The 20,420-nt window shown below is 68.5% G+C and carries 16 protein-coding genes, 2 tRNA genes and 2 pseudogenes; 11 read left to right on the forward strand and 9 right to left on the reverse strand.

Features of this window, described 5'->3' with window-relative positions; all coding sequences use genetic code 11:
• From AAG801_RS28260 to AAG801_RS28275, 4 genes are all read left to right on the forward strand, one after another.
• On the forward strand, window positions 1-717 hold a 717-nt coding region (locus AAG801_RS28260; protein WP_341891371.1), incomplete at its 5' end, for a WecB/TagA/CpsF family glycosyltransferase.
• Window positions 718-919: 202 nt separating this feature from the next.
• Complete coding sequence (locus AAG801_RS28265; RefSeq protein ID WP_341891372.1) at window positions 920-2,257, forward strand: esterase-like activity of phytase family protein; 1,338 nt, start codon at window positions 920-922, stop codon at window positions 2,255-2,257.
• A gap of 118 nt (window positions 2,258-2,375) precedes the next feature.
• The gene (locus tag AAG801_RS28270) at window positions 2,376-2,690 is read left to right on the forward strand and encodes a hypothetical protein (protein ID WP_341891373.1); all 315 of its coding nucleotides are present in this window, start codon (window positions 2,376-2,378) and stop codon (window positions 2,688-2,690) included.
• A 132-nt stretch (window positions 2,691-2,822) separates the two neighbouring features.
• A complete protein-coding gene (locus AAG801_RS28275; RefSeq protein WP_341891374.1) occupies window positions 2,823-3,134 on the forward strand; it encodes a hypothetical protein in 312 nt (103 codons plus the stop codon).
• 33 nt (window positions 3,135-3,167) lie between these two features.
• Here AAG801_RS28275 and AAG801_RS28280 read toward each other — a convergent pair whose 3' ends face one another.
• Together AAG801_RS28280 and AAG801_RS28285 are read right to left on the reverse strand one after the other, a co-directional pair.
• Window positions 3,168-4,763, reverse strand: a complete 1,596-nt coding sequence (locus AAG801_RS28280) for a phytase (RefSeq protein ID WP_341891375.1) — start codon at window positions 4,761-4,763, stop codon at window positions 3,168-3,170.
• A 130-nt stretch (window positions 4,764-4,893) separates the two neighbouring features.
• A complete protein-coding gene (locus AAG801_RS28285; RefSeq protein ID WP_341891376.1) occupies window positions 4,894-7,194 on the reverse strand; it encodes a TonB-dependent receptor in 2,301 nt (766 codons plus the stop codon).
• Between the two features lie 306 nt (window positions 7,195-7,500).
• Here AAG801_RS28285 and AAG801_RS28290 point away from each other — a divergent pair, with 306 nt between their 5' ends.
• Together AAG801_RS28290 and AAG801_RS28295 are read left to right on the forward strand one after the other, a co-directional pair.
• Complete coding sequence (locus AAG801_RS28290; RefSeq protein WP_341891377.1) at window positions 7,501-8,400, forward strand: diguanylate cyclase; 900 nt, start codon at window positions 7,501-7,503, stop codon at window positions 8,398-8,400.
• A 10-nt stretch (window positions 8,401-8,410) separates the two neighbouring features.
• Window positions 8,411-9,463, forward strand: a complete 1,053-nt coding sequence (locus AAG801_RS28295; protein ID WP_341891378.1) for an AraC family transcriptional regulator ligand-binding domain-containing protein — start codon at window positions 8,411-8,413, stop codon at window positions 9,461-9,463.
• Between the two features lie 174 nt (window positions 9,464-9,637).
• Here AAG801_RS28295 and AAG801_RS28300 read toward each other — a convergent pair.
• Window positions 9,638-10,146: pseudogene (locus tag AAG801_RS28300) on the reverse strand (transposase); the annotation flags it as partial.
• A gap of 36 nt (window positions 10,147-10,182) precedes the next feature.
• Here AAG801_RS28300 and AAG801_RS28305 point away from each other — a divergent pair.
• The 3 genes from AAG801_RS28305 to AAG801_RS28315 all read left to right on the forward strand — a co-directional run bounded on the left by AAG801_RS28305 (window position 10,183) and on the right by AAG801_RS28315 (window position 13,448).
• A complete protein-coding gene (locus AAG801_RS28305; RefSeq protein ID WP_341891386.1) occupies window positions 10,183-10,689 on the forward strand; it encodes a hypothetical protein in 507 nt (168 codons plus the stop codon).
• Window positions 10,690-10,877: 188 nt separating this feature from the next.
• Window positions 10,878-12,380, forward strand: a complete 1,503-nt coding sequence (locus AAG801_RS28310) for a mannose-1-phosphate guanylyltransferase/mannose-6-phosphate isomerase (RefSeq protein WP_341891385.1) — start codon at window positions 10,878-10,880, stop codon at window positions 12,378-12,380.
• Window positions 12,381-12,644: 264 nt separating this feature from the next.
• Window positions 12,645-13,448, forward strand: a complete 804-nt coding sequence (locus tag AAG801_RS28315; RefSeq protein ID WP_341891379.1) for a DUF3047 domain-containing protein — start codon at window positions 12,645-12,647, stop codon at window positions 13,446-13,448.
• A gap of 89 nt (window positions 13,449-13,537) precedes the next feature.
• Here the strand turns inward: AAG801_RS28315 and AAG801_RS28320 are convergent, their stop codons facing one another.
• Window positions 13,538-14,008, reverse strand: a complete 471-nt coding sequence (locus AAG801_RS28320; protein ID WP_341891380.1) for a DUF1203 domain-containing protein — start codon at window positions 14,006-14,008, stop codon at window positions 13,538-13,540.
• Window positions 14,009-14,158: 150 nt separating this feature from the next.
• Here AAG801_RS28320 and AAG801_RS28325 point away from each other — a divergent pair, with 150 nt between their 5' ends.
• Complete coding sequence (locus tag AAG801_RS28325; protein WP_341891381.1) at window positions 14,159-14,656, forward strand: hypothetical protein; 498 nt, start codon at window positions 14,159-14,161, stop codon at window positions 14,654-14,656.
• 269 nt (window positions 14,657-14,925) lie between these two features.
• Here the strand turns inward: AAG801_RS28325 and AAG801_RS28330 are convergent.
• From AAG801_RS28330 to AAG801_RS28350, 5 genes are all read right to left on the reverse strand, one after another.
• A tRNA-Arg gene (locus AAG801_RS28330) sits at window positions 14,926-15,002 on the reverse strand.
• A 20-nt stretch (window positions 15,003-15,022) separates the two neighbouring features.
• A tRNA-Pro gene (locus tag AAG801_RS28335) sits at window positions 15,023-15,099 on the reverse strand.
• Window positions 15,100-15,125: 26 nt separating this feature from the next.
• Window positions 15,126-15,641 carry a hypothetical protein gene (locus tag AAG801_RS28340; RefSeq protein WP_341891382.1) on the reverse strand — a complete coding sequence of 172 codons (516 nt, stop codon included), beginning with the start codon at window positions 15,639-15,641 and terminating at the stop codon, window positions 15,126-15,128.
• A 30-nt stretch (window positions 15,642-15,671) separates the two neighbouring features.
• A complete protein-coding gene (hrpA, locus tag AAG801_RS28345; RefSeq protein WP_341891383.1) occupies window positions 15,672-19,487 on the reverse strand; it encodes an ATP-dependent RNA helicase HrpA in 3,816 nt (1,271 codons plus the stop codon).
• A gap of 28 nt (window positions 19,488-19,515) precedes the next feature.
• Window positions 19,516-19,905, reverse strand: coding sequence for a VOC family protein (locus tag AAG801_RS28350; protein WP_341891384.1), 390 nt, complete (start codon window positions 19,903-19,905; stop codon window positions 19,516-19,518).
• A 119-nt stretch (window positions 19,906-20,024) separates the two neighbouring features.
• On the opposite strand from AAG801_RS28350, the pseudogene AAG801_RS28355 reads away from it, so the two are divergent.
• Window positions 20,025-20,420, forward strand: a pseudogene (locus AAG801_RS28355) (N-acetylglutamate synthase); the annotation flags it as partial.

Here is a 20,420-nt window from a genome sequence, read left to right on the forward strand (position 1 = left end):
GCGCTGGACTGGCCCGAGGTTCTGCAGCGGGTCGCCGGCTGGGCGGCGCGACGCGAATCGCGCATGGTCTGCCTGTGCAACGTGCACTCGGTGGTCACGGCAGGGTCCGACGCCGCGTTCGGCGCCGCCGTGCGAGGCAGCGACCTCGCGACGCCGGACGGGGCGCCGGTGGCCTGGCTGATGCGCCGCCTCGGCCACGCCCGGCAGCCACGGATCAACGGCCCCGACCTGATGTGGCGCTACTGCGCGCAGGCCGCGCAGCGCGACGAATCGATCTACCTCTACGGCGGCTCGCCGCAGTCGCTGCAGTTGCTGCAGCAGCGGCTTCGCCAGGCCTTTCCGGCGCTGCGCATCGCCGGCGCGCACTCGCCGCCCTTCCGCGCGCTCACGCCCGAGGAGGACGAGGCCGAGGTGAACGACATCGTCGCCTCCGGCGCGGGCACGGTCTGGGTCGGCCTGGGCTGCCCGAAGCAGGAACTGTGGATGGCCGCGCATCGCAGTCGCATTCCCGCCGTGCTGCTCGGCGTCGGTGCGGCCTTCGACTACCACGCTGGCACGCTGCGCCGCGCACCGGTGTGGATGCAGCGCTGCGGCCTGGAGTGGCTGTACCGGCTCGGCAAGGAGCCGCGCCGGCTGTGGCGTCGCTACCTGCACACCAACAGCCTGTTCGTGCTGGGCGCGCTGCGCCAGCTGCTCGATCGTTCGCCTCAGCGCTGAACGCCGCGGCCGGCGGTGGTCACGGCGATCAGCCGCGCATGTCGACAGTCACCTGCAGCGTGAGCCGGCCGGCCACGTCGCCCGCCTGCACGCGCAGCGCCCCATGCATCGAACGGACCAGCATGGCTTCGGACAGCGGACACGCAGCGCAGCGATGCTGCGCGTGTCCGATCCAGAACACCAACAGCCTCAGGAGATCTGCATGCGCCGCTCACTGGTCCTTCTCCGTCACGCCCTCGCCCCGCTCGCGGCCTCGCTGCTGTTGTGCGGTGGCGCCCAGGCCCAGTGGTTGACCGGCTGGGCGCAGATGCCCGCCGACACGTTCGCCGACGGTCCGACCTCCGGCCAGTTCGCGGCACCCAACCCCTACGGCAGCCATCTGCCGCCCTACACGAACCGCCAGCCGGTCCAGGGCTTTTCGGGCGTGCTGCAGGGGCCGAAGCCGGATGTGTTCCGCTTCCTCGTCGACAACGGCTTCGGCGGCCAGGCCAACTCGGCCGATGTGCTGCTGCGCGCCTACGCCATCGAGATCGACTGGCGCGACCGGCGCGGCGGCCGCGGCACGGCGACGCCGGCAGACTGGCACACCGGTCGCGATCGTGCGGCCTTCGACACGCGCACACGGTTGCAGCTCAACGACGAGAACCGCAGGCTGACGCTGCGCATCCAGGCCGACCTGGCGAACTACTACGGCGACCCGGCCCGCCCGCCGGTGGACGCCTCGATCCGCAGAGGCCGACTGCTCACCGGTGCCGATTTCGACATCGAGGCCTTCCGCCGGGACCACCGCGGCCACTACTGGTTCGGCGACGAGTTCGGCCCTTACCTGCTGAAGACCGATTCGCGCGGCACGGTGCTGCGCAGCGAGATCTCCATGCCCGGCGTCTACGCGCCACAGCACAAGGACGTGGTGGCGGGCCTGGCCGCGGCCAACCTGCCGTCCTCCGGCGGATTCGAGGGCATGGCGATCAACCGCAGCGGCACGCGCCTGTACACCTTGCTCGAGCGCAGCGTGACGGGTGATCCCGAGCGGACCCTGCGCATCGCCGAGTTCGACGTCGATGCCGAGGCCTACACCGGCCGCCGCTTCGCCTACCGGCTGGAGGCGGCGGGCACCAACATCGGCGACATGGTGGCCGTCGACGACCGCCGATTCATCGTGCTGGAGCGCAACGGCGGCACGGCGACCACCCCCCAGACGGTGCCGTTCAAGAAGGTGTATCTGATCGACCTGGAGCAGGTCGAGGCCGGCGGCATGGTGCGCAAGCTCGAACTGGTCGACCTGATGAACGTGGCCGACCCGTTCGACCTGAATGGTGACGGCAGCCAGGTGTTCACCTTCCCGTACGTGACCATCGAGAACGTGCTGATCCTCGACGAGCGCACGCTGCTGGTCGTCAACGACAACAACTTCCCATACGGCGGGGGCCGAGAACTGGCCTCGGATGCCACCGAGTTCCTGCGCATCCGCCTGCCGGTGGCGCTGGACCTGCCCGGTGGCGACCGTGACCATCGCGGGCACGACGCCGATCACGATTGACGCTGCTCGAGGCGGGCTGCGAGCGTGCGCTCTGTCACGGCGCAGGCGCCGCCGCAGTCGACTGCAACACGGTTGTCAAACGCGGGCGACAGCATCGCGGCTCTTATCGGAGTCCGAGATGGAAGAATCCCGCCACCAACAGCTGCTCGAGTTGCGTGCCTGCCTGCGCGATGCCTTGGCCCAGCCCAGTGACTGGAAGCAGTTGCCCGCCCTGCTGGACGCGTTCGACTCCCTGCGGTCCGGCCAAGTCCGCCCGGTGCGCACCACCTTCTGGGTCGACCGTTTCGCGCAGGCCCTGTGCCAGCAAGGTTGCAGTGTCGACGCGGCATCGGCTGGCCGCACTGCTCGAGCGCTGCAGCCGTGGCTGGGCGTCTACGATCCGGTCGCCCTGGCACGTGGGCGCTGGGTCGACCTGCCCAAGAGCTACGGCTGATGCCGCATGCGGATGTGTGCCGCCCCGATGCGCAGAACGCGCATGGGCCTCTTGCCGCAGACCCGCTGCCATCAAGCTGACGTCCACGGCGCGCAATCTCGCGGTGGTTCATGAATCACATGCGGGGTGCCGATGGCCCACTTCGACGAAAGCCCGCGGCGAGGCACCGCTTGCGCCTCCGGGACGACGAAACCACGCCGCAGTGCGAAGGCGCTGCACGACATGCTGCACCCACGGCTGCAGGCACTCGACGACAGGGGCGCCGCGACGCAGACCCCGGCGATCCACGGCGTCGAACTTGGCTGGCCCTATGCACACCCCGCCGATGCACTCGGGCGCACCTGGAACGTCGCCGAACTCAAGGGCCTTCGCTCGACGTGCATCGCTCCCGCGCGGCTGCTGATCGACAACTTCCGCGAAGCGTACGACATCGAAGATCATTGAATGAAGGCCCTCGATGGCCACGGATGCACGAACTCACGGCAGCGACAAGGCGCGCGCCACATCCTCCCAGCGCACATACTTGAAGTTCTGCGGGCCTTCGGGCAGGCGCTTGCGTCCATCCTGGACGACAAGGATTCCCTGAGGAAAGCCTGGACCGAGCGGCGCGGCGGTGACGTCCAGCCCGTCGGTTTCCGACGCACCGTCGATGCCTGCCTCGACGTTGATCCCGACGCGGAAGGCCCCGCGCACCCGGTACGGCGCGGTCGCATCGAGCACCACGTAGCTGTCGTTGCCCTGGCTGCTGACGACCAGGTAGGGCTGCTGCCCGCCGCGGTGAACGGCCAGGCCTTCGACGTCAGCGCGCAGCAGACCGCCGACGGGCAACACGAGCCGGCGGTCGCTGGCTTGCCCATCGACCGGATCCGCGGACAAGGCCCACACACCTCGCTTCTCCTCGCCAGCGAACAGAACGTTCTGCGCATCATCGACCACGCAGCCCTCGGGCTGGGACGCGAGACGGAACTCGCGCAGGCGGCGCGCGACCACGGCACCGCCTGCATCGCGCTCGATGCGCAGTTGCAGGAAGCGCCCGTCCTTGTCGTTGACGATGACCTCGGCATCGCCCTGCGCCGAGCGGCGCATGCACAGGCCGTAGATGTCCTCGTAGCCCAGCGGCAGGCGCGCCAGTTCGCTCACTCGGCGGTCGGCGCCAATGCCGAACAGCACGATGCCGTGCTCGTCGCGCTGCGTCGCGGCTGCAATGTCCATGCGTTCGTTGCCGATGCGCACGTCCTGGCGCAGGTCGACATTGTTGATGCGTCCAACCGGCAGGAACTGCAGCTCGCGGCCCTGCAGGTCGTAGACCGCGAGACCACGCTTCTTGTCCGTGGCCAGCACCAGCGAAGCCTCGGCATCGCCTGGGTGAACCCAGATCGCCGGATCGTCTGCCGCATCGCCGGCCTGCGCGACCGGTACGGTCTGCCCACGCGCCATCACGATGGGCAGCGCAGCCGTTGCGGGTCCGTCGACCCGGAAGCTGCGCAGGCGCTTGCCGTCGCGCACCGCCACGTCATTGCGGCGCACGATCAGCTCGCCACCGCCCTTGCCCAGCGGCCCGTGCGGCCGGACCAGAGCCACTGCTTCGCGCTCGTCGCTGCCCTCGGGTTCGGCGCGGTGCAGCCATACGCCGCCAGGCTCGCTGACGAACAGGCGATCGCGGCCGTCGTCGGTGCGGCAGTGCTCGGCTTCGGGCGCGGCGGCGAACTCGCGCACCCGCTGGGGGGCGGCGTCGCCGTGCAACAGCCACTGCTGAGCGAAGCCGTTCTCGGCGATGACAAACGCGTGCGCCAGGCCTTGGGCGTCGCGGTACAGGCAGGTCGTCGCAATGCCGCGCCCGGAGTCGGGTAGCGGCGGCGATGCGTCGAGCGTGCCGCGGGCGGCGTCGAAGCGCAGCGGCACCGCGCGCTCCGTGTTGCTGTCGACGATCAGCGCGATGCCCCGCGCCCCGTCGAGAACCCGCGCGTCGAGCGACTCGCCGCGGACCGCCCAGCGGGCGCGCACGGCGCCCTGTGGGTCGACGAGCTGCAGTTCACGCTTGGCCAGTGCCAGCCAGGCACCACCAGGAAGCACAACCCGTTCTTCCGCCCTCACCGGTGCCGCCGCACCAGCGGCGACCGCTGCCCAAATCAGCAGCGAGCCCAGCGCCCGCCTTGGCGTGGCAAGTTGATGTCGTGTCATCGAAGCGATCGTACGAGGTTGATCAGAAGGCCCAGCGGGCCACCAGCTGGAATCGCGGGCCGGCCTTCTCGGACTCGACTTCGTACTCGTCGTAGTCGCGGTTCAGCTGGTCGGCCTGGGTGTCGAACTTGTGGAAGACCTCCTTCTTCCTCGCGTTGAGCAGGTTGGCCGCGGACAGACGCACCGAGAAGCTCTTGTCGACGCGCTTCTCGACGAACATCTCGAGGTCGCCGCCGTAGGTGGTGACGACTTCCTCTCCCAGCACGCGGCTGCTGGCCCGTCCCTGCTTGCGATAGCTCGCCCCGAAGCTGCCTTGCCACTCGGGCAGGTTGTGGATGAAGCCGATGTTGTAGAGGCTCCTGGCCTGGTTGTTGAAGCGGCGCTTGCCCATGAAGTCCTGCACTGAGCTGTCGAGCCAGGAGTAGTTGAAGAACACGCCGGTCTCGGGCAGCCCCAGCGCCGTCAGCGGCGTCGACAGGTCGAGCTCGATGCCCCAGACCTTGCCGTTGCCGACGTTGCGGCTGGTGTAGACGAAGCTGTCCGGGTCGAAGGGAACGGCGGCCTCGGCCGTTGCGCGGTCGACGCCGTTGTCGTCCATGTAGTCCTGCACGTCGTCTTCCCAGTCCTCGATCGAGGTCTCGCTGGGATCGCCCGTATTGGTCAGCTCGATCAGATTCTTCACCTTGCGATAGAAGACGTTGACGCCGGCCACGCCGCGCTTGCCCAGGCGGCGCTCGAAGCCGAGGTCGACGCCATCGGCCACTTCAGGCCTGAGCCCGGCGTTGCCGATGTAGTCGTTGTCGCCGTACTCGCCATCCAGCAGTTCCGGAAGCATCTCGTTGAAGGCCGGCCGGCGCACCGTCCGGGCCAGCGACAGGTTGATGCGGCTGGCCGCGTCCAGTGCGTACTTGAGGTGCAGAGAAGGCAGCGCCGTCCTGTAGTCGCTGCTGTTGCTGCCACTGTCGGATCGAACCTTCGATCTCGTCGTCTCGTAGCGCAGGCCCGCTTCCCAGTCCAGGGAGCCCGCCGTGCCGGAGAACATCAGGTAGGGATCTGCACGCTTTTCGCGGATCGTGCTCGCGATGACGCCGTCCTCCTCGTACACCACCGGGTCGCCCTCCGCGGCCCCTTCCCATTCGAACTCGGTGTACTTGGTCAGGCGGCTCCTGGCGCGCAGGTCCAGACCGAACTCCATCTCGGCCGATGCGATCCCCCGTCGGTGCGCCAACTTCAGCCCGCTTTCCTTGTCGTGCGAGTCGAAGCCCGTCTTCTCGCCTTCACTGGCGTCCCACGTCCCGTTGAGATAGGAGTAGGACTCCTCGCTCTCCACGCTCTTGTCCTTGAATCTCGCATGCTCCACACCCAGGATCGTCGTGCCGTCGCCGACGCCGAGCCGGTACTCCGCGCCGATGCCCCAGTTGGTCTGCTTCACCAGCGTGAGGCCGGGCACGTCGTTGTTCAGGATGTCGCCATCGTCGAACTCGGTTTCGTGCGAAACCTCCTTCTGCTTGCGGTCGGTCTTCACCACGAAGCCGTCCAGCTTGACGCGGCCCGGCCCCAGTTCGGCCGCATAGGACATCGTGCCGGAGTAGTCCCTGCCATTGCGGGTGTCGGACTGGTCCTCGTAACTGACCAGATCGCCGCCGGGTCCGTCAAAGCGGTCGCTGCGCTTGAGCTTGGGGTTGTAGCGGTCCTGCACATTCAGGCTGACCAGGATGCGCCCGCCCAGTGCTTCGCTGGAAGAGACCAGGCCCACCGTCGGCTGGACCTTGCCGTCGTCGTAGCGCGTGGCGCCCACGCGGATGTAGCTGCCATCGAAGGTGTAGGCATCGCGCAGGACGATGTTGATCGCGCCGGCCATCGCATCGCCGCTGCGGTTGGCGCTGGCGCTGCGCAGGACCTCCACGCGTTCCACCATCTCCGCGGGGATGCGATCCAGCCAGAAGGAGCGATCATCGGCCCCGCCCGGCACCTGCTTTCCGTTGACCAGCACCTGGGTATAGGCCGGTGCCAGGCCACGCAGTTGCACGGCGTCGAACTCGAGCACATCGCTGGCGAAGGTCGCACTGGGCACACGCTTGACCATGTCTCCGGCCGTCGACGGTTCGAAGCGCTGAAAGTAGTCCTGGCCGTAGGTCAGGGTTGGCGCGATGGCGGGCGTGCGATCGCGGTAGGCGATCTCGCCCGTGACGACCACCGCAGGCAGTTGTGTCTGATCCTTGGCGACGTCGGCCGGCTGGGCCGTGGCGTTGAGCGCGGCAACGGCGGCAAGGGCCGGGAGGGTCTTGCGGAATGCGCGGTGGCACGGATGTTTGGGCTGCACGAGTGGCCTTGCGAGATGGGGCTGATGACGGGTCGCAGGCTAGGAGCGCCCCATGGCGACTCGGTGACAGCAAGGCGCGGGGCGGTGCCGGCCGGCCGTGTGCGCGGCAGGCATGAGCTGTTCTGACCCCGGCTGCAGCCAAGTGCCCAGCCGTGGGCAGGATCGACTGCGACGCGGCGACGCGGCGACGCCGCCAGGCGTGAGCCGATTCGACCTGTGCGAGCGCACAACACCCGCCGGCAGCATGCCATGCCAATGTCATCCGGCCGAAGCACCATTGCGGGTTTGCCCACCGCGTCCACCCTCATGCCGCTGTCCAACCGCCACACCCAGACCTGCGCCGCGCTCGCCGCGGCGGGCATCGCCCTGGTCTACGCGCTGCTCGGCAGCGCGCGGCCACTGGCTGAATGGCGCTGGATCGACCTGATCGGCGAAGGCGGCCCCGCGCTGATGGCGGCGTACTGGATGCACATCGTCCTCGGCAGCCGGCCTGCCGGGCGGGTGACGTTGCTGCTCGCGCTGGGGCTGGGCAGCATCGCACTGGGCATGTGGGCCGACGCCCTGGACGAAGTGTTCGTGATGAAGCAGGCGCCGCGCATCGACAAATGGTTCGAGTCGGGCCTAGTGCCCTTGGGCATGGCGCTGCTGACCGCAGGCCTGATCGGCTGGCGGCGCGAGCAGTTTCACCTGAGCGAGCACATGCAGTTGCGTGAACGCCTGTTCCGCGAGCACCGCGACTTCGACCGCATCACGCAGCTGGCACGGATCGACTATCTGCGCGAGCAGCTCGCTCTCGAGCAGCGCACGAATCCGGATGTCCCGGCAGCGCTGGTGATGATCGAAGTCGTCGGCCTGCAGGCCGTCCTGCACGATCATGGACGGCGCGATGCGGTGCGAGCGCTGCAGGCGGTGACGCACCAGATCCTGCTCAACCTGCGCAACGACGACCTGCTGTGTCGCTACAGCGGCGACCGATTCGTCCTTCTGCTGCCGCGCACACCGAACGCCGACGCCGCGCGCACGGCGCGGCATCTCGAACAGATGGTCACGATGGCGGCTTTCCACGGCAGCGACGGCCGTCGCGCCGCGCTCCAGCTTCGCACGGCCTGTACCACCGCCGTCGGCGACGCATCGACCCTGCTATCGGATCTGAATCGCGAGCTCGAGTGCGCGGGCTTCACCCACCGCCGGCCGGCGTCGGCGTGAGCACACGACCGTGGTCGCCTACTACGACGCGGCAACACCGCTGATCCCGGCGCAGCATCAGCCTGCGGTGCTGCTCGAGCACTTGCGCTCGCTCGATGTCGATCCAGGCCCCCTGCTCGCAGGCGCCGGCCTGCCGACCTTCGGATTCGACCGCCCGGACGCGCACTGCGCGCCGACGCAGTTGCTCGCGCTGCTGCGCAGCGCCGCCCAGGCGCTGCGAGACCCGGAGCTTGCATTCCAGCTGGGCCGCGACCTGCTGCCAGGTCACTACGGTGCTGCCAGCCACGCGCTGCTGACCGCCGGAACGCTGCGCCGCGCGCTGCATGTCATGTCGACGCACGGGGCACGGCTGTCACCCCTGCTTGTGCCACACGTCGCCGTCGAGGGGCGGCTCGCAATGTTGTACTGGACCGACGCCTGCGCCAGCGCGGGCATGCGTGCCTTTCTGGTCGACATGCAGATGAGCGCAGTTGCAGCCGCGTGCCACTGGCTGGCCGGCGAGCGCCTGCCATGGCAATACCTGTTCAATCGCGGCGGGCCGCGTCAGCGCGATGCGCACGAGGTTCACCTGGGCACGGACTTGCACTTCAACTGCCACCTCGACGCAATGGTCATCGATGCCGGGTGGCTGGACCATCCCTGGGCCAACCCGCGCACCCTGCGCTCGCCGGCGATCGCCGAGGCGCTCGACCGCGAGGCTGCGGCACAGGAGCCGCGACGCCACCTGCTTGCGCTTGTCTACGCCCACCTGCTCGAGCGCGTACGCTGCGCCCCGGGACTGGAGGACACCGCGGCGGCCTTCGCCATGAGTGCGGCCACCTTCAAGCGCCGCCTGGCCGCCTGCGGCACGCACTTCCAGGCCGAACTCGACCAGGTGCGCCTGCACACCGCACTGCGGCTGATGCACGGCCACGGCCTCGACAATGAGGCCATCGGCCGCTACCTCGGCTTCGAGGACCCGGCCAACTTCCGTCGTTCGATGAAGCGGTGGGCTGGGCTCACGCCGGCACAGTTGCGACTGCGGCTGGGAGGGTTGCCCGGGGATGGCGGTGTGTTCGCCTAGGAGGCTGCGCGGCGCAAGCTCGGCGGCGACCTCATACGGTCTGCTGAGCGGTACTGGCTGAGCGCGACAGGCCCGGTAGGGGTTTGCGTGTGGACCGGGGACGCATCGAAGCCGTGGTGCGACCTGACGGGTCCTGCCGGGCCGCTTGCGGCTGCTTCCACGGGCCTGTTGCGCCACCATCACGGCCATTCGCCGCAGGTTCAGCGCCATGCGCACGAGCTTCCACTGGACGCGCACCCGGTGCAGTCCTCGCATGCGGAACTGCCGGAACCCCGGCACGCTCTCATCCAGCCGCTGGGCGGCTCGGCGATCCGCTTGCGCTCTCGGCAGGCCGCCTGTCCTTGCTCGGTCTTGAGCCTGGGGGCCGCCGCCGCCGCGGCGTGCGGGTACCGCTGGGTGTCGACCTCGGCGTGCTCCTTGCCTTCGCGGCCGAGCGCCACCACCACCTCGATCGGCGCGTTCTTCAGGTTTTCATCGCTGGGGTAGCCGGCGTCGGCCAGACCGAGTGCGGCCAGCTCACCCATGTTGTCACCGACCGCCTGGACCATCGGCAGCAGCCAGTTCGCATCCGGCGCGACGTTGTGCAACTCGGCCGCCACGATGATTTGCGCGGCCTCGTCCACCGCAGTCTGTGCGTTGCACGCCGGATCGAACCCGCCACCGGCTCGCTTCATGATGCGGCTCTGGTGAAGCCGAGGCTTGTCGCGATTGCCTCACGGATGCGCACCAGCCTGCGCGGCATGACCCGTCCAGTCGATGACGCTGCCGCTGCCGAGCACGGTGCGCGAACCACCCTGCCGGCGGCGATCATGGGTATCGGGTGCACGACCATCACCACGACAAGACCGGGTCGCGGCGCTGAGAGCGTGAGCTCCTTCACGCCCGCGGCGCGCTCGTACTTTTCTGCAACAGGGCTGTTGAACGTGGGCGACAGCATCGCCGCTCTGATCGGAGCCCGAGACAAGACCTTGGCCAACCCCACTCATTGGAAACTGCTGCCCTGCCTTCTGGACGCGCTCGATACCCTGCGCCACGGTCCTGTCCGACGGGCACGCGCCGCCTTCTGGGTCGACCGCTTTGCGCACACGCTGCACCAGCAAGGCATCGCCATCGACGCTGAATCGGTCGATCGGACCGCCCAGGCGCTCCAGCCCTGGCTCGGTGTCTGCGATCCCATCGCACTCGCACGCGGCCGCTGGATCGACCTGCCGAAGAGCTACGGCTGAGGTGTCGACAGCGCGCACGGGGAGCGGCAGCGTGCGGACACCCGGATGACGTTCACTTGACGTGGCACCGTCGGCGCACCGTCCGTTCGGCCCATGGTGCGTCGCCAAGAGGTTTCACCGGCGACGGGCATGCTGCCAGTCTGCCCCCACCTGTCGGCCATCGTGCCGTCGCCTCACGCCTGCCGACGATCAACGACACCTTCCCTATCGATGCCGTACCGGTGATTCTGGCCGGTGGCAACGGCAGCCGGCTCTGGCCCTTGTCGCGAGCAGGCCATCCGAAGCAATTTCTGGCACTGCAGCAGGAGGGCGCCAGCCTTTTCCAACAGGCCGTGCATCGCCTGGCCAGCGCCCAAGGCACCGACATCCGCATGGCGGCTCCGCTGGTGCTGGTCAACGAGGAGCATCGATTTCTGGCCCGCGAGCAGTTGTCCCGCGCTGGCGTGGCGGGCGCCCACCTGCTGCTCGAACCCTGCGGCCGCAACACCGCGCCCGCCATCACGCTGGCCGCACTCCAGGCGATGGCCGCCCAACAGGATCCGGTTCTCGTCGTATCGCCGGCGGACCAGTCCGTGACCGATGCGTCGGCGTTCACCCACGCGATTCGCACTGCGATCCGTCACGCAGCCCGGGGATCGATCGTCGCGCTCGGCATCGCACCCACGCACCCGGAAACGGGATACGGCTACATCCAGGCCGGGCCGTCGGACGCGGACTGCGCGCCAGTGCGGCGCTTCGTCGAGAAGCCCGACATCGAGACCGCGCGCCGCTACCTGGCTGAGGGCGACTTCTACTGGAACGGCGGCTCCTTCATGATGCGAGCATCGCTGTGGCTGGACGCGCTGCGCCGCTTCCGCCCGGACATCCTCGCCAGCACCGAGGCCGCCTATGCGGCGCGGCGCGCCGACGCTGACTTCATACGCCCCGACGCGGCCCTGTTCGCCGCCGTGCCTGCTGAGTCGGCGGACTACGCGGTCATGGAACGCTGCCCCGGCAGCGACGTACCGATCCGCATGGTGGGGCTGGATGCGGGCTGGAGCGACCTCGGCGCGTGGGAGTCCGTGTGGCAGAACGCTGCCAAGGACGATCGAGGCAACGTGGTCATCGGCGATGCGATGCTGGACGGGAGCCGCGACTCGCTCGTGCATGCCACCAGCCGCCTCGTCAGCGTGATCGGTCTGGAGAACGTGGTCGTCGTCGAAACACCGGACGCCGTGCTGGTCGCCGAACGCGGGCGCAGCCAGGACGTCAAGTCTCTTGTGGCTCGCCTGGATGAGGACGGGCGACGGGAAACAATGCTGAACCGAAAGGTTCACCGGCCCTGGGGCTGGTACGACAGCATCGACGCCGGCCCCAGGTTCCAAGTCAAGCGCATTCTGGTCCACCCCGGCGCGTCGTTGAGCCTGCAGATGCATCACCACCGTGCCGAGCATTGGATCGTCGTCTCCGGGACGGCAGAGATCACCTGCGGGGACAAGCGCATGCTGATCACCGAGAACCAGAGCACCTACATCCCGCTCGGTGCAACGCACCGGCTTGCCAATCCCGGCAAGTTGCCACTGGAGATCATCGAAGTGCAGTCGGGGGCCTACCTTGGCGAGGACGACATCGTGCGCTTCGACGACAGCTACGGGCGCACCAGCAGCCAGGCCCCGGTACAGCCAGCCGGTGACCCGTCGGCGACGAGGTGAAGGTCAGCGGCGCGGCTGTGAGGTGGTCGTCTGACAGACCGGACACCGCGAGTGCTCCCAGCGACCCTGTTTCTGCATCCTTTGCGAGCTTGTTCTTCGTTGGCCAGCCCCTTCTGATGGCACAAGGAGATCATTCCTCACGGCTCGGCATCGCTCCTTGGTCTCGGAGAACGGGCTCATCTGCCTGTGGCGGGCACGACCCGGTCCGGGTGTCCAACGGTACTTGTCACGATTCCCTCATGGATGCGCACTAGCCTGCGCGGTATGACTCGTCCAGTCGATGACGCCGCCGCTGCCGAGGTGCCGCAGTGGAGCCGTCGCAGATGCTGCGCAGCGCTCGCTGCCTCGGCAGCGGGCACCCTGGCGGCGTGCGCCGGACACCGCATTCAGGTTCCGAAAGAGTTGGCGTCACCGCGGGTCCCGGCGTTCTCGGCCGCCGCTGCAGCGACGGAACTGCCGGCGGGCTGGGCGCCGCACATCATGCGGCGCGACCGACCGCCAACCCAGTATCGGCTGCACGAGCGGGACGAGCGTGTCGTCGTGCATGCCGTGGCGGAGCACTCGACCTCGGGCCTGCGCTGCGACGTCGATATCGATCCGCACGCGACCCCCTGGCTCGGCTGGGAGTGGCGGGTCGACCGGTTTCCGCGCGGAGCGTCGGTTGCCGACGATGAACGCGACGACTCGCCCGCTCGCGTCGTGCTGGCGTTCGACGGCGACATGCGCCAGCTCCGACTGCGCGATCTCATGTTCATGGAACAGGTCGAGCTGTTCACCGGCAAGACACTGCCGTTCGCCACGCTCATGTACACATGGGACGGTGAGGCCGCGGTCGACAGCGTGATCGCCTACCCGCGCAGCAGCCGCATCCAGTACCTGGTCGTCGAACAGGGGCCGGCCCGCGCCGGACGCTGGCTGCGCTACCGACGCAATGTGGTCGATGACTATCGGCGCGTGTTCGGCGCCGATCCCGGGCCGATCCGCCACGTCGGCGTGCTTACCGACAGCGACGACCTGCGGCTTCGCGTCGAGAGCTGGTTCGGCGACATTACATTGACGGCGATCTGATTCCATCGGACGAGCCTCGCGTCGCGGAGTTGTCGATGCGTCGCAAGGCCATCGGCGTTGGAGCCTCCCGCCTCGGCGAGGCGGCGTCGTCACGGATTGGCCCGATCGACCCGACACTGGAAACAGTTGTACTTGGAGCGGATATGGACATACGCCACATCGACGCTGCTCAGGATCCTCTCGCACGAGGCGAAGAGTTCGCTTCCTGCCACCACGTCGCCAGTCTCGTAGCGAATCCAGTCGTCCGGCGCATAGCCTCTGACGAGTGCAGGCTGCAGATGTGCAAACCAGGCCGGCAAGCGGTCGGCCTCGTACCGCGGGCATGCGTGCTGGTGCAGGAAGATCGGGCCGACCTCGGCGTAGGGGTGCGTCCCGTCGAAGGGCCGGTAGGCCAGCACCAGCATGTCGTCGCTCTCCGCAATCAACTGCAGGCAGTGTCGGCACGGGTTGGCCAGCCCGACCGCCTTCCTGCGCAAGGCGCGTTGGCCGTTGGCGTCCACGCCGCCCCCGCGGATCGAATCGACAAACTCCGTGTCGATGCCTCGTACTGCAAGCTTCATGGTGTCGCTCCCGTCGACGGCAAGCCCTTCTCGCCTCGGTGCACATTGCAGCAACATCTCGCCTCCTCGGCTGGCCGCTTGCGGACATGTGGGTCCGTGGCCGCACTGCCCCGGCACGGCATGCCGCGCCCAGCCCATGGGTGAAGCCGAGTGGGCACGACGACCAAGCTTCGCCAGGCGCTGAAGACCGAGGTCTTTCCGCTGCTGACCGATCGTGGCTTCGCGATCGATCAACGGCATGCGCCGCACTTCGTCGACTTCCGGCGCTCCCGAGGAGATCGGGTCGACTTCATCGAGTTTCAGTGGGAGAAGTACGGCAGGCCCAGGTTCAAGCTGTCGTTCGGCACGGTGAGTGCCGGGGGAACAGTCGCCAACGGACTCCACACCTTGGCGCAAGACATCGGCCCAGGCCAGGCACCCCGCTACGTCTGCCTCTATCCCAGAGGCACCGGCTCGAGCACCCGGCACTGGTTCTGTCAGGATGCTCCGCTATGGGCGCGCCTGTTCGGCGGTCCGCCACGCCCCGCCGGGCAGGTCACCGCCGAGTTGACCGCCTTGCTGCCCGAGGTCGACGACTACCTGCTCCATGGCCGCCTTGGACCCCACTGCTTCGATCGCCCCAACCCACCATTCGAGGATGTGCCCTGAGGGTTCGCTCGTCTGGCGCCCGCTATCAGCCAAGCGCAGGCGTGCCTCGTCGGCCGGGCAAGCCGAGTTGCGGCAGACAGCATCGGTGAGCGACATGGGGGAACAAACAGGGCCTCGTGCCCCCATTTTGCGCCTGTTCCCCCGCTGCTGCCCCCGGAAGGGGTGAGAACCTGTGGCACCGGTCGGAGCGATCCGGGGCTCTGATCCCGCGCCAATACTGGGCTTCCGGGCTGTAGCGGGATCTTGTGGGACCTTCCGGAACAGTCGGGTGGCCTGCCCGGAGGGACTCGAACCCCCGACCTGCTGCTTAGAAGGCAGCTGCTCTATCCAGTTGAGCTACGGGCAGCGGGAGGCGGAAGAAGTGGATGGTCGGGGTGAGATGATTCGAACATCCGACCCACTGCTCCCAAAGCAGTTGCGCTACCAGGCTGCGCTACACCCCGAACGGAGTCGATTGTAGTGGCCGGCGTCAGTTCGCGGCAGGCGCCGGCAACGCCAGCAGCCGCGACACCTCCATGCACTGGCGAATGTGCTGCTCGCAGACGTACTTCAGCGCTGAGAAGGTCAGCAACGCCGAGACGGCTTGCCCGGCCAGCGGAACGTACTTGGCGGCCTGCTGCGTGGTCAGCCGCACGCCGACCATCTTCAGCATGGTCATTACCAGCTCACGCGTGACCAGGCGGCCGACCAGCAGGCTGCCGCCGGCGCTGATCGCCTTGTAGACGACGATGCGCCGGTCGGGCGACAGGCGCTCGACCTGCTCCGGTGTCAGCCCGAAGGCGCGGTTGATCTCGGGGATCAGCTTGAGCAGCAAGGCCACGTCGGTGAGCCAGTCGACGCCGGGCAGAGGCACCATCGCCACGCCGGCACCGAACAGCGCGCGCTTGGTCACCAGGCGGCGGCATCGAGCCGCCACGTCCTCGATGCGCCGTGGCGTGTCGGGCACCACTTCCCAGTGCGTCTCTTGCTTCGTGCCAGCAGTCATCGGGTTCTCCGGTTCGGCGGGGTCAGGGGCTCAGCGCTGCATCTGCTCCCACGCTTTCTCCAGCCGCTTGACGCTGACCGGCTGCGGCGTGCGAAGTTCCTGCGCGAACAGGCTGATGCGCAATTCCTCCAGCAGCCAGCGGAACTCGTCCAGCCGTGCATCGGCCACGCCCTTGCGCTCGGCGAGAGAGCGCAGGAAGCGCTGTTCGAGCGGGCGCAGTTCGGCCAGGCGCTGAGTGTCGCGCGCCGGATCGGCCCGCCATTTGTCCAGGCGCATCTGCACGCCTTTCAGGTAGCGCGGCAGGTGGGCCAGCGCCGCCCAGGGCGTGGTGGCGACGAAGCGCTTGCCGACCAGGCGGGCGAGCTGCGCGGCCACGTCGTCGGCGGTCTCCTTCGTCGGCCTGCTGTCCCTGAGCTTGCGCTGCGCCGCGCTCCACTCCAGCAGCACGACGCCGGCGGCGCGGGCGATCTCGTTGGCGATCAGCGTCAGGCGGCCACGGCCCTCCTCGATGCGCCGAGTGAAGCTCGCTGCGTCGGTCGGCAGCGGATCGGACAGGAAGGCCCGCTCCAGCGCCAGCTCGACGATCTGCTCGCGCAAGTCCTCAGCACTGCCCAGCGGCATGTAGGACACCGACATCTTCTGCAGGTCGGGGATGTTCTTCTCGAGGTACTTCAGCGCGTCGCGGATCTGCAGCGCCACCAGCCGTCGCAAGCCACCGCGGTGCTTCGCGGCCGCCACCTCGGGCTCGTCGAACACCTCGATCTCGACATGGTCGCGGCCGTCGATCAGCGCCGGAAAGCCGACCAGCGACTGGCCGCCCTTGCGCAGTTCGAGCAGTTCGGGCAGTTCTCCGAAGGTCCAGGCGGTGTGCTTCTCGGCCGGGCGCGCGGCGACGGCAGGCTCCACCGAGGGTGCCTTGGCGGCGGTCCTGGCCACCGCGACGGGTGCGGCCGCCGCCGCCGGCGCCGCGGCCACCTTCAAGGCCGCCAGCGCCTGGAAGGCCGAGCGCGCCTGCCCACCCAGTTCGGCCTTCAGCGCCGCGAGATTGCGGCCGGTGCCGAGCTGCCGCCCATGCTCGTCGACGATGCGGAAGTTCATCGCCAGGTGCGGGCTGAGCTGCTCGCGCTTGAAGTCGTTGCGCTGCACGGCGAGCTGGGTGCGCTCGCGCACATGGCGCAGCAGCACGTCGAGCAGGTCGCCGTGCGCGAACTCGGCTTCGGCGACAAACTCCTCGGCATAGCCGGGCAGCGGCACGAGGCGCGAGCGCGGCCGCTGGTGCAGCGTCTTGACCAGCGCCAGCACCTTCTCCTTCAGCATGCCGGGCACCAGCCAGTCGCAACGCTCCTCGCTGACCTGGTTGAGCACGTAGATCGGCACGGTGACGGTGATGCCGTCCTTCGCATCGCCGGGCTCGTGCAGGTAACTCGCTGCGCAGTCGATGCCGCCGAGGCGGATCGTCTTCGGGAAGGCCGCGGTGGTGATGCCGGCCGCCTCGTGGCGCATCAGCTCCTCGCGGGTGAGTTGAAGCAGCTTCGGCTGCCGCTTCGACTCCTCGCGGTACCAGCGTTCCATCGTCGCACCGCTGACCACGTCCGCCGGGATCTGCGCGTCGTAGAAGGCGTGGATCAGCTCGTCGTCGACCAGCACGTCCTGGCGGCGCGACTTGTGCTCCAGCTCCTGCACCTGTGCGATCAGCTTGCGGTTGGCGGCCAGGAAGGGTAGCCGCGTCTCCCATTCGCCGCCCACCAGCGCCTCTCGGATGAAGATCTCGCGCGCCGCCTTCGGGTCGACCAGGCCGAAGTTCACCCGTTTGTTGTTGTAGACGACGATGCCGTAGAGCGTCGCGCGCTCCAGCGCCACCACCTCGCCGGCTTTCTTCTCCCAGTGCGGCTCGAGCAGCTGCTTCTTGATGACGTGCGCGGCGATGCCGGGCAGCCAGGCCGGGTCGATCGCGGCGATGCCACGCCCGAACAGGCGCGTCGTCTCGACCAGTTCTGCCGCGACGATCCAGCGCCCTGGCTTCTTCGACAGGTGCGTGCCCGGGTGGCGGTGGAAGCGGATGCCGCGCGCGCCGAGGTACCAGTCCTCGTCCTCGCTCTTGCAGCCGATGTTGCCGAGCAGGCCGGCGAGCAGCGACAGGTGCAGTTGCTCGTAGGTCGCCGGCGAGGTGTTCAGGCGCCAGCCGTGCTCAGCCACCACGGTGTGCAACTGCGAATGCAGGTCGCGCCACTCGCGCACGCGGCGCGGCGAGACGAAGTTGTCGCGCAGCAGCTGCTCCTGCTTGCGCACGCTCAGCTTGTGTTCGCCATGGCCACCGCGGCTGTCCTCCAGCCACTTCCACAGCTTCAGGTCGCCGCTGAACTCCGAACGTTCGTCGTCGAACTTCTTGTGCGCGTTGTCGGCCGCCTGCTGCTGCTCGAGCGGCCGGTCACGCACGTCCTGCAGGCTGAAGGCGGAGGCGATCACCAGCACCTCGGTCAGCGCCTGGCGGTCACGCGCCTCGATGATCATGCGGCCGACGCGCGGATCCAGCGGCAGCTTCGACAGCTCGCGGCCGATCGCCGTCAGTTCGTTCAGGTCGTCCACCGCGCCGAGTTCGGACAGCAGCTGGTAGCCGTCGGCAATCGCCCGGCGCGGCGGCGGCTCTAGGAAGGGGAAGTCCTCGATCTGTCCCAGGCCGAGCGACTTCATGCGCAGGATCACGCCGGCCAGCGAGGAGCGCAGGATCTCCGGGTCGGTGAAGCGCGGCCGGCCGGCAAAGTCCTTCTCGTCGTACAGGCGGATGCAGATGCCGTTGCTGACGCGACCGCAGCGGCCGGCGCGTTGGTTGGCCGCTGCCTGGCTGACCGGCTCGACCATCAGCTGCTCGACCTTGTTGCGGTAGCTGTAGCGCTTCACCCGCGCGGTGCCGGCATCGACGACGAACTGGATGCCGGGCACCGTCAGCGAGGTCTCGGCCACGTTGGTGGCCAGCACGATGCGCCGCGCACTGTGCGGCTCGAAGACACGGTCCTGCTCCTGCTGGCTCAGGCGGGCGAACAGCGGCACCACCTCGACGCCGGGCGGATGGTGCTTGCGCAGGTGCTCGGCGGCCTCGCGGATCTCGCGCTCGCCGGGCAGGAAGACGAGCACGTCACCTGAGCCTTCGCGCCAGAGTTCGTCGACAGCCTCGCCGATCGCGTCGTTCAGGTCGAACTCGCGGCTCTCCTCGAAGGGCCGCCAGCGTTGCTCGACCGGGAACAGCCGCCCCGACACCTGGATCACCGGCGCGGGACCGTGTCGGCTGGCGAAGTGCTGTGCGAAGCGGTCGGCGTCGATGGTCGCCGAGGTGACGACGATCTTCAGGTCGGGCCGGCGCGGCAGGATCTGCCGCAGGTAGCCGAGCAGGAAGTCGATGTTGAGGCTGCGCTCGTGCGCTTCGTCGATGATCAGCGTGTCGTAGGCGCGCAGCAGCGGGTCGCTCTGCGTTTCGGCCAGCAGGATGCCGTCTGTCATCAGCTTGACCGAGGCGCCGCGCTGCAGGCGGTCCTGGAAGCGCACCTTGTAGCCGACCACCTCGCCCAGCGGCGAGTTCAGCTCCTGCGCGATACGCTTGGCCACACTCGACGCGGCAATGCGCCGCGGCTGGGTGTGGCCGACAAGACCCTTGCCGCCGGCACCCCAGCCACGGCCGAGCTCGAGCGCGATCTTCGGCAGCTGGGTGGTCTTGCCCGAGCCGGTCTCGCCGCAGACGATGACCACCTGGTGCTCGCGGATCGCGCGTGCGATCTCCTCGCGCCGGGCGGAGACCGGCAGCGATTCGGGGAAGGTGATCGTCGGGACGGGGGAAGCGACAGGCGAGGACACGGGGCGCGGATTATCGGCGCCCTTGGCCTCAGCCCGGCTGCGGCGCGTAGGTGATGACGTTCAGCGCAGCGCCTTGCTTGTCGAGAATGACGGCGAAGCGGCCGACGCCGGGGATGTCCTCGGGGCCGTGCGCCACCTTGCCGCCGAGCTCGGTGCAGCGCCTGGCGGTGGCGTCGACATCGGCCACCGTGACGTAGCAGCCCCACATCGACGGCATCGCCGCCGAGCCGGGCGGCATGCCCATGATGCCGCCGACCGAGGTGTCGCCGACCTTGATCACGTTGTAGGTCGCGCCCGGCATCTGCATGGGCTCGATCTTCCAGCCGAACAGCGTGCCGTAGAACTCGGTGGCGGCCTTCGGATCGTTTGTCATCAGCTCGGACCAGCTGAAGGCGCCGTGGGTGGTGTAGGCGTCCATGCGAAATCCTCCTGGTGGTGTCTCGAGAGCGGCGATGCTGCGCCGACAAGCCCGCAGCGTCAACGCTCGGGGAGGCCTGCGGCACAATCGCGCTCGCGCCCCCTTCCCGCCTTGCGTCGATGAGCCTCGTCTTCCCCCACACCTTCGTGCCGTGGTTCCGCCACGTGGCGCCGCACATCCACGCCTACCGCGGCAAGACCTTCGTGGTGGCGATCGCCGGCGAGCTGATCGCCGCCGGCAAGCTCGACCGCTTCGCCCAGGACCTGGCGATCCTGCACGCGATGGGCATCCACCTCGTGCTGGTGCACGGCTTCCGGCCGCAGGTCAACGAGCAGCTGCGCGTCAAGGGCCACCCGGCGCGCTACAGCCACGGCATGCGCATCACGGATGCGATCGCACTCGACTGCGCGCAGGAGGCCGCCGGCCAGCTGCGCTTCGAGATCGAGGCGGCGTTCTCGCAGGGCCTGCCGAACACGCCGATGGCCAACGCGATCGTGCGCGTGGTGTCGGGCAAC

The sequence above is a fragment of the Variovorax sp. YR752 genome (assembly GCF_943372545.1).